This is a genomic window from Emticicia sp. (assembly GCF_049241225.1).
In the GTDB taxonomy this organism is placed as follows: Bacteria; Bacteroidota; Bacteroidia; order Cytophagales; family Spirosomataceae; genus Emticicia.
On record NZ_JBMLRC010000220.1, the window covers coordinates 17,750 to 20,374 of the forward strand.

The window sequence follows — 2,625 nt, forward strand, 5'->3', positions numbered from 1 at the left end:
CGAGTCATTGACCGATAATTCATTATTAATCAATTGTTTAGAGCTAAAATACATACTACCCGAAATTTGTGGCTTCGTGCGGTTATAACGAATCTGACGAGGAATCTGATTGGCTTTTTCCCAGCCGATTTCTTTGCTTCCAGCTTTTACACGATATACACCGTGACCAATGTAAAGATGGCGACCAAATGAGTTTTTTATCCACCAATCGGTCATGGTTTTGTACGGAACTTTTTCAAACTCGAAGCTGAAATAAATCTGTGGCGTGATGTAATCCAGCCAGCCTTCTTTTACCCATTTGCGGGTATCGGCATAAAGATTATCGTACGAAGGCTGCCCGCCCTGCGTGGCTGAGCCAATGGGGTCAGTTGAAGCATTTCGCCAAACGGCTGATGGACTAATGCCGAATTTTACTTTTGGTTTTTCTCGTTTAATGGCCTCGCTGACATTTTTTACGACCATATCCACATTAAAGCGTCGCCAATCTTCAATATTTTTGAAGCCATTACCATATTTTCTGAAAGTATCTTCGTCTCGTAGTTTCTGATTTGGCTCATTGTAGGGATAAAAATAATCATCGAAATGAATGCCATCTACATCGTAGTTGCGTACAATCGTCACGACCACATCCGTTATATAATCACGCACTTCTGGAATTCCCAAATTGAATAATTTGTGTCCTCCGTAGGTTAGAAACCATTCGGGTTTAGTTTTGGTTATATGTTCGTCCATGATGCTCTTAGAAGCCTTGTGGGTTCCTCGATTCATGTTCAGCCACGCATGAAATTCCAAGCCTCGTTGGTGGGTTTCTTGAATCATAAAAACCATTGGGTCGTAGTAGGGTTCGGGGGCTTTTCCTTGTTCGCCCGAAAGCCATTCTGACCACGGTTCTTTGCCACGAGCATAAAAAGCATCGGCTGCGGCACGCACTTGTACCAAAACAGCATTCATTCCATAGCTTTTTTGTTTGTCGAGTATGGTTCTAAATTCTTGTTGTTGACTTTCGGAACTAAGACCTTTGCGAGATGGCCAGTCGATATTATCAACGGTTGCCACCCAAACCCCACGGAATTCACGCTTTGGGCCTGCTGGTTTTGAAACAACTTGTTGGGTAACTTTTTTACTACATCCACTCAGGAAAGCATAGATTAGTAGATAAAAAGCAGCTTTTTTGAAGTACATCGAAATACTTTTTTTGAAATTTTGTTCAAAATTAGAGAAAAATTTAACCCAAAGGTTATTTTTTGTTACTTTTGCTTATGTTTATGTGGCTATTAGCCATTAGCTTTTAGCTTTTAACTCCAAAATCATACATTTAGAAAAGTGTTTTGAGGTAAAATTTATTCACTCATTCACTCATTCAAAAGTTAATCATTAATAATTTCCTGTGAAAGAATACGGAAGTAATATACAAAAACTAACAGACTACATCGTGAGTCTGCCTGACCGTGAGCAACGCACAAAATATGCTCATATTTTGATTGAGTTGATGCGTCAGATTCACCCAAATATGCGTGAAGGAATTGATTATTCAAAAAAACTTTGGGATGACCTCTATATCATTGCCAATTTTGATTTGGATGTTGATAGTCCATTTCCGCCACCACCGAAAGAGATTTTGGGTAAAAAGCCAATGACCGTTCCGTACAATCAGCATCAGCTAAAGCACCGTTTGTATGGCCGAAATTTAGAGCTGTTGGTAGTAAAAGCCATGATTACGCAAGATTACGACGAACGCAAGGCTTTTATTTCATACATGGTACGCTTGATGAAGAGTTTCTTCCAAGTTTGGAACAAAGACACCATTGAAACAGCCGATTGTTTACAGCAGATTCTCGAATTATCAGGCTTCAAACTTCAAAAGGAAATCGACGAGCTTCGTCGTGATGGTTTGATGGAGTCGTCGCCGAGAGATGGCAGCAGCAATCGCCAACGTACGCAACAAAATCAGTCACAGGGCGGAAATAATTACCAGTTTAGAGATAATCGTGGTGGCGACCGTGACAATCGTGACCGTAATCGTAGCAATGACCGTAACGACCGCAACAAAAATTTCGGCAACGGCAATTACAAAAACGACCGTAACGACAGAAACAACAATAATAAAAATAACAATAACCGCAGACCGAGATAATGTTTAATGAATAATGGATAATGTAAAATGGATAATTTTACTGATATTATAATCCAATATTCTCAAAAAATTGCTCAAAATTGAATTGTTTGATAATGAAAAACCTTCATTATTCATTCTAAATTATTCATTCTACATTGATAAAAAATGGCATCTTTTAAAATTACAGGAGGACGAAAACTTAAAGGAGAGATTATTCCGCAGGGAGCAAAAAACGAAGCATTACAGATTTTGTGTGCCGTTTTGATGACCAAAGAACCCGTAACGATTCATAATATTCCGAATATCCGTGACGTAAACAAACTCATGGAATTGCTCGAAGATATGGGCGTAAGTCGCAATAAAGTAGGCGATGGCTCGTACCGTTTTCAAGCCGATGCCGTGAACTTTGAATACTTCGAGACAGCCGAATACAAAGACAAAGCAGCTTCATTGCGTGGCTCAATCATGCTTTTGGGGCCGATGTTGGCACGTTTTGGCAAAGGAAAAGC

Annotated in this window: 2 protein-coding genes and 1 pseudogene; 2 read left to right on the plus strand and 1 reads right to left on the minus strand. The window is 39.6% G+C overall.

The features are described 5' to 3' along the window. Positions 1-1,182: glycoside hydrolase family 10 protein (locus tag ACOVO2_RS12405; RefSeq protein ID WP_421770283.1), on the minus strand; the 1,182-nt coding region annotated here is incomplete at its 3' end. A 205-nt stretch (positions 1,183-1,387) separates the two neighbouring features. Between ACOVO2_RS12405 and ACOVO2_RS12410 the strand changes: the two genes are divergently transcribed. After that, positions 1,388-2,134 (plus strand): DUF4290 domain-containing protein, encoded by a 747-nt coding sequence (locus tag ACOVO2_RS12410; RefSeq protein ID WP_421770284.1) that lies wholly within the window; start codon positions 1,388-1,390, stop codon positions 2,132-2,134. 147 nt (positions 2,135-2,281) lie between these two features. Beyond that, positions 2,282-2,625 (plus strand): annotated as a pseudogene (locus tag ACOVO2_RS12415) (UDP-N-acetylglucosamine 1-carboxyvinyltransferase); the annotation flags it as partial.